This window comes from Streptomyces kronopolitis, assembly GCF_014646275.1.
Taxonomy (GTDB): Bacteria; Actinomycetota; Actinomycetes; order Streptomycetales; family Streptomycetaceae; genus Streptomyces; species Streptomyces kronopolitis.
The window spans coordinates 73,334-80,007 of record NZ_BMND01000031.1 but is presented as its reverse complement, the minus strand read 5'-3'; the positions used below and the strand labels follow the sequence as shown (position 1 = coordinate 80,007).

General features: G+C 70.8%; 4 protein-coding genes and 1 tRNA gene. 1 reads left to right on the top strand and 4 read right to left on the bottom strand.

The features are described 5' to 3' along the window. Positions 1-2,143 (top strand): carbamoyl-phosphate synthase large subunit (gene carB, locus IEY78_RS26830; protein ID WP_189102515.1); only part of this gene is annotated, 2,143 nt, incomplete at its 5' end. Positions 2,144-2,432: 289 nt separating this feature from the next. Here the strand turns inward: carB and IEY78_RS26825 are convergent. From IEY78_RS26825 to IEY78_RS26810, 4 genes are all read right to left on the bottom strand, one after another. After that, a complete protein-coding gene (locus tag IEY78_RS26825; protein ID WP_189102513.1) occupies positions 2,433-2,666 on the bottom strand; it encodes a hypothetical protein in 234 nt (77 codons plus the stop codon). A gap of 715 nt (positions 2,667-3,381) precedes the next feature. Continuing rightward, positions 3,382-3,455, bottom strand: a tRNA-Thr gene (locus IEY78_RS26820). A gap of 103 nt (positions 3,456-3,558) precedes the next feature. Next, the gene (locus IEY78_RS26815; protein ID WP_189102511.1) at positions 3,559-5,148 is read right to left on the bottom strand and encodes an alpha/beta hydrolase; all 1,590 of its coding nucleotides are present in this window, start codon (positions 5,146-5,148) and stop codon (positions 3,559-3,561) included. A 237-nt stretch (positions 5,149-5,385) separates the two neighbouring features. Then, positions 5,386-6,636 carry a DNA polymerase III subunit delta' gene (locus tag IEY78_RS26810; RefSeq protein WP_189102509.1) on the bottom strand — a complete coding sequence of 417 codons (1,251 nt, stop codon included), beginning with the start codon at positions 6,634-6,636 and terminating at the stop codon, positions 5,386-5,388. Between the last annotated feature and the right edge of the window lie 38 nt (positions 6,637-6,674).

Here is a 6,674-nt window from a genome sequence, read left to right as displayed (position 1 = left end):
GTCGGTCGGCGAGGCCATGGCGATCGGCCGCAACTTCTCCGAGGCCCTCAACAAGGCCCTGCGCTCGTTGGAGAAGAAGGGCAGCCAGTTCGACTTCACCGGCGAGCCCGGCGACAAGGCCACCCTCCTGGAGAAGGCACGCATCCCCACCGACGGCCGGATCAACACCGTCATGCAGGCCATGCGAGCAGGCGCCACCCCCCAGGAGGTCTTCGACGCCACGAAGATCGACCCCTGGTTCGTCGACCAGCTCTTCCTCATCCTGGAGCACGCCCGGGAACTGGCCACCGCCGAGAAGCTGGACCCCGAGCTGCTCACGGACGCCAAGCGCCACGGCTTCTCCGACGCGCAGATCGCGGCGATCCGCGGGCTGCGCGAGGACGTCGTCCGCGAGGTCCGCCACGCGCTGGGCGTCCGTCCGGTCTACAAGACGGTCGACACCTGCGCCGCCGAATTCGCCGCGAAGACCCCGTACTTCTACTCCTCCTACGACGAGGAGAGCGAGGTCGCGCCCCGCGAGAAGCCGGCCGTGATCATCCTGGGCTCCGGTCCCAACCGCATCGGCCAGGGCATCGAGTTCGACTACTCCTGCGTCCACGCCTCCTTCGCCCTCAGCGACGCCGGCTACGAGACCGTCATGGTCAACTGCAACCCGGAGACCGTCTCCACCGACTACGACACCTCCGACCGCCTCTACTTCGAGCCCCTCACCCTCGAAGACGTCCTGGAGATCGTCCACGCCGAAACCCAGGCCGGACCCGTCGCCGGCGTCATCGTCCAACTCGGCGGGCAAACCCCGCTCGGCCTGGCCCAGGCGCTCAAGGACAACGGCGTCCCCATCGTCGGGACTCCGCCGGAGGCGATCCACGCCGCCGAGGACCGCGGCGCCTTCGGCCAGGTCCTCGCCGAGGCGGGCCTCCCCGCCCCCGAACACGGCACCGCCACCACCTTCGACCGCGCCAGGGAGATCGCCGAGAAGATCGGCTACCCGGTCCTCGTCCGGCCCTCCTACGTGCTCGGCGGCCGCGGCATGGAAATCGTCTACGACGAGGCCCGCCTCTGCACCTACATCGCGGAGTCCACCGAGATCAGCCCCACCCGCCCGGTGCTGGTAGACCGGTTCCTCGACGACGCGATCGAGATCGACGTCGACGCGCTCTACGACGGCCACGAGCTCTACCTCGGCGGCGTCATGGAGCACATCGAGGAGGCCGGCATCCACTCCGGCGACTCCGCCTGCGCCCTGCCCCCCATCACCCTGGGCGGCCACGACATCAAGCGGCTGCGCGCCTCGACGGAGGCCATCGCCAAGGGCGTCGGCGTCCGCGGCCTGATCAACATCCAGTTCGCCATGGCCGGCGACATCCTCTACGTGCTGGAGGCCAACCCCCGCGCCTCCCGCACCGTCCCCTTCACCTCGAAGGCCACCGCCGTCCCCCTGGCCAAGGCCGCCGCCCGCCTCTCCCTAGGCGCCACCATCGCCGAACTACGCGCCGAGGGCCTCCTGCCGGCCACCGGCGACGGCGGCACCCTGCCCCTGGACGCACCGATCTCCGTCAAGGAAGCCGTCCTGCCCTGGTCGCGGTTCCGCGACATCCACGGCCGCGGCGTCGACACCGTCCTCGGCCCGGAAATGCGCTCCACCGGCGAGGTCATGGGCATCGACGCCGTCTTCGGCACCGCCTACGCCAAGTCACAGACCGGCGCCTACGGCCCGCTGCCCACCAAGGGCCGCGCCTTCCTCTCCGTCGCCCACCGCGACAAGCCCGCCGTGATCTTCCCGGCCCGCGAACTCCTCACCCACGGCTTCGAACTCCTCGCCACCTCCGGCACCGCCGAAGTCCTGCGCCGCAACGGCATCAACGCCACCGTCGTCCGCAAGCAGTCCGAGGGCGAGGGCCCGAACGGCGAGCGCACGATCGTCCAACTCATCCACGACGCCGAGATCGACCTCATCGTCAACACCCCCCACGGCCCCGACGCCCGCCTCGACGGCTACGAAATCCGCACCGCCGCCGTCGCCCGCGGCGTCCCCTGCCTCACCACCATCCAAGCCCTCGCCGCCGCCCTCCAGGGCATCCAAGCCATGTCCCACGAAACCATCAACATCCACTCCCTCCAGGAACACGCAATGAAGCGCTGAGGGCTTCCGCCGTCCGGTAGTCCCGCACATCGCCACATGCAGACCGCGCGACAGCCGTCGATGGACAGCTGCCGCACCGCACCGCCAGCGAGGAAGTCATGTGGACCGGCACCCCGCAGACCGTGCTTGAGCCACGCCGGGCCGGCATCACGGAGTATGAGGCTGGGTTCCGTCCGGTCCCGGTCAACTGCGGGAGCCAGGCTAGTGATTCGGAGTGCGCCGACGAGCTGATCATGGATGCACTGCACAAGGTTTCGCAGGCCCTCAGCTGCACGCACCTCCACCCTGGTCAGCTGACGCTCATTCCGCGCTCAGGCCATTCATTCGCTTGCTCGTACATGGCGTTGATCTTTCGCGACGCCTTCAGAAACGAATAGTCGCTGCTCCCGTCATCTGGCTGCGACCTGCGCGTGTTCCTCTCCATCGTCAGGTGGCGCGCCATCTCGGAAGGGCCTTCGCCGAACGAGTAGACAATGGCGTCGGAATCCTCAGTGATCTTCTTGAAATAGACCAGCGCGGCCACTACTACCACTCGCCTTCAAAGTCTTCACGCTTGTTCAACGGAACCTTGCTCTGCCAGGCCCTCTACTCGGGAGCGAGACCGCGTTGGTCGGCTGGCGGCGGCCAGCTTCCGCAGTGCGGTTGGGAACAGGTTGCGACCAGTGTGCTGAATGCGAGTGGACGCGGGCGGGTTGGCGGGCGCAGTGGCGAGTTCGCGTTGGACGCCGGCTTCCTTAGGAGTTGGTGGGGTCTGTAACCGCGGGCCTCGACTTCGGCGAGGGCCGACCAGCCACTGTCGTTGGATCAGGCCGGCGTGCTCGGGATGGCGGCGCGTACATCGCTGGCCAGAGTGCGACGGGGCCGCCTCCCTCGGCTGGCGTTGCGCGAGTTCCCTGAGTGCTGAAGTCAGGGCACCGTCGACGGCGGCTTGGTGGGCGGTCGGATTGGTGGCCGTGGCCCTTGCCCCCGTGCCCTCGTCCGTGAGCGCCTCAACCAAATCCTTCGCCTGCTCATCGACGCGATGCCGCACCGTTCCCCGCGTCACCGGACCGCCACTCGCAAGGGCAAGGAGCGGGCCGGGGCCACCGCCAAGAAGGAGCTCAAGCGGAAGAAGTCGCCAAGCTAGATCAACAAGCGCTCCGCTCACACAAGCCACGCCCACGGCACCCCGGCCGCGTCACGCCCCGAGCAACGCAAAACCCCAGGTCACGAAGTGTGTGACCTGGGGTCCTTCACGGAGCCGCCTTCGGGATTCGAACCCGAGACCTACGCATTACGAGTGCGTTGCTCTGGCCAACTGAGCTAAGGCGGCGTGGTGCGCGGCCCAGTCTACACATCGTGGAGGGGTGCTCTGTCACCGGTTTAGGGGCTGGTCAGAGGTTGGCCGGAAGGGGGCGAGGAGGGTGTGGTGCGGATCACTTGCAGCGTTTGCCCTTGGGGGGGACGGTGCCGTCGAGGAGGTAGGTGTTGATCGCGGTGTCGATGCAGTCGCTGCCGCGGCCGTAGGCGGTGTGGCCGTCACCCTCGTAGGTGAGGAGGGTGGCGCTGGAGAGCTGGGCGGCGAGGGCCTTGGCCCAGATGTAGGGGGTGGCCGGGTCGCGGGTGGTGCCGACGACGAGGATCGGGGCGGCGCCCTTGGCCTCGATGCGGTGGGCCGTGCCGGTGGGCTTGACCGGCCAGTACGCGCAGTTCAGGGCGGACCAGGCGAAGGTCTCGCCGAAGACCGGGGAGGCCTTGCGGAAGGCGGGCACGGCGGCACGGGCCTGGGCGGGGTCGCGGAAGGCGGGCGCGAGGTCGAGGCAGTTGACGGCGGGGTTGGCGTACATCTGGTTGCTGTAGGTGCCGTTCGGGTCGCGCTCGTAGTAGCTGTCGGAGAGGGTGAGCAGCCCGCGGCCGTCGCCGGCCTTGGCCTGGGCGAGGTACTCCCGCAGGACGGGCCAGGCCCGCTGGTCGTACATGGCGGCGATGACGCCCGTGGTGGCGAGGGACTCGGTGAGCTTGCGTTCCTGGCCCGTCGCCGCCGGGTGGGCGTCCAGCTTCTTGAAGAGGGCGGACAGCTGGCGGCCGGCGTCCGCGGTGCTCTTCGTGCCGAGCGGGCAGTCCTTCTGCTTGATGCAGTCCGCGGCGAACGACGTGAAGGCGGTGTTGAAGCCGGCGGTCTGCTCGAGGTTGGTGGCGCGGGAGTCGAGCTCCGGGTCCATGGCGCCGTCGAGGACCATCCGGCCGACGCGGGAGGGGTAGAGGCCGGCGTAGGTGGCACCGATCAGGGTGCCGTAGGAGGCGCCCACGTAGTTGAGCTTGGGATCGCCCAGGATGGCGCGCAGGACGTCCATGTCGCGGGAGGTCTCGACGGTGGAGACGTGCGGGAGCAGCTTGCCGGAGTGGGCTTCGCAGCCCTTGGCGAACGCGCGGTAGGCGTTGACGAGCTTGGTGGTCTCGGCCGCGGTGTCCGGGGTCTGGTCGACCTCCGTGTAGCGGTCCATCTGCTTGTTGGACAGGCACTCGACCGGTGCGCTGCGGGCCACGCCGCGCGGGTCCATCGCCACCATGTCGTAGCGGGCGCGGACGGCGGCGGGCTGGGGCGCGTACTGCTGGAGGTAGTCGATCGCGGAGGCGCCGGGGCCGCCCGGGTTGACCAGCAGGGAGCCGATCCGGCGGCCGGGGCCGGTGGACTTCTTGCGGGCCACCGCGAGCTTGAGGTCGTTTCCGGCGCCGGGTTTGGCGTAGTCCAGGGGGGCCTTCATCGTGGCGCACTCGAATCCGGACACTCCGCAGGGGCGCCAGCTCAGCTTCTGGTCGTAATACGGGCGGAGGTTGCCGGGCATGGAGGACGCGAGGGGCTCAAGGGTGGAGCCGGCGGCCGGGCGCTGGGCGCCGGCTTCCGTGTTGCCGCCCGCGGAGGTCTCGCCGTCGGGGGAGGAACTCCCCGAGGAGCAGCCGGAGATCAGCAGAGCGGTGGCCGCGAGGGCAGCGGCGGAGGTGCGGAGCAGACGGCTGGTCGCCATGGACGGTGTCCCTTGGTCTCGGTCCGTGGAGTCTGGAGTGCGGTGCGGTGCGGTCCTCGGAGGTGGAGTGCGGGTGGTGGCGGCGTCGGGCGGGGGCCGGTGACGGGGGTGGGGAGCCGGTGGTGGGGTGGGGGCGGGTGACGGCTTCTGAACGGAGAGTATCCGGGTGGGGACGTTGTGTGCGCGCTTCCGGGGGCACGAGGTGGCGTGGTCGGTGGTGCGGGTCCGCTCGGGTGGTCAGCCGGCGCGAAGGGCCGCCGTCATGGCCTCGACCGCGAGGAGCGGGGCCACGTTGCGGTCCAGGGCCTCGCGGCAGGCGATGACGGCCTCTATCCGGCGGAGGGTGCGTTCGGGGGTCGAGGTGGTGGCTATCCGCTGGACGCTGTCGCGCACCTCGTCGTTGGCCAGTGCCACCGAGGCGCCCATCTGGAGGGCGAGGACGTCGCGGTAGAAGCCGGTGAGGTCGATCAGGGCCAGGTCGAGGCTGTCGCGCTGGGTACGCGTCGAGCGGCGCTTCTGCCGGTCCTGGAGCTCCTTCATGGCGCCGGCCGTGCCGCGCGGCAGCCGGCCGCCGGTCCCCGAGGCGGCGCCGAGGGCGGCGCGCAGCTCCTCGGTCTCCTTGGTGTCGACGTCCTCGGCGACCTGCTTGGCGTCCTCCCCCGCGGCGTCGATCAGCTCCTGGGCGGCCTTGAGGCAGCCGCCGATGTCGTCGACGCGGAGCGGGAGTTTGAGCACGGCCGTCCGGCGGGCGCGGGCCCGCTCGTCGGTGGCGAGCCGGCGGGCCCGGCCGATGTGCCCCTGGGTGGCGCGGGCGGCCCGGGCGGCGGCGGCCGGCTCGATGCCGTCCCGGCGGACGAGGACCTCGGCGACAGCGTCGACCGGCGGCGTGCACAGCGAGAGCTGGCGGCAGCGGGAGCGGATGGTGGGCAGGACGTCCTCGACGGAGGGGGCGCAGAGCAGCCAGACCGTACGGGGGGCGGGCTCCTCCACGGCCTTGAGGAGGACATTGCCGGCGCCTTCGGTCAGGCGGTCGGCGTCCTCCAGGACGATCACCTGCCAGCGGCCGCCCGACGGGGAGAGGGAGGACCGCCGGACCAGGTCGCGGGTCTCCTTGACGCCGATCGACAGCAGGTCCGTCCGGACGATCTCGACATCGGCGTGCGTGCCGACCAGGGCGGTGTGGCAGCCGTCGCAGAAGCCGCAGCCGGGGGCGCCGTACTCCCCGGCGCGGTCCGGGCTGACGCACTGCAGGGCGGCGGCGAAGGCGCGGGCGGCGGTGGCCCGGCCGGAGCCCGGCGGGCCCGTGAACAGCCAGGCGTGGGTCATCTGGGAGGTGCTGCCGGCGTCGGCGGGCGGCGCCGGCTGCGCGCCGCTCCCGGCCCCGGCCGCGGCGTGCTCCGCGGTGATGAGGGCGTCCGCGTCGCGCGCGGCGGCGGCCAGCCGGACCGTCACCCGGTCCTGGCCGACCACGTCGTCCCATACCGTCATCGCTGCCCGCCGTTCCTGTCCGTTCCGTACTGCTCGTG

Bases quoted from the DNA above. Each gene is read 5' to 3' on its own strand.
- IEY78_RS26810 (WP_189102509.1), bottom strand. From the start codon at position 6,636: ATGACGGTATGGGACGACGTGGTCGGCCAGGACCGGGTGACGGTCCGG.
- IEY78_RS26815 (WP_189102511.1), bottom strand. From the start codon at position 5,148: ATGGCGACCAGCCGTCTGCTCCGCACCTCCGCCGCTGCCCTCGCGGCC.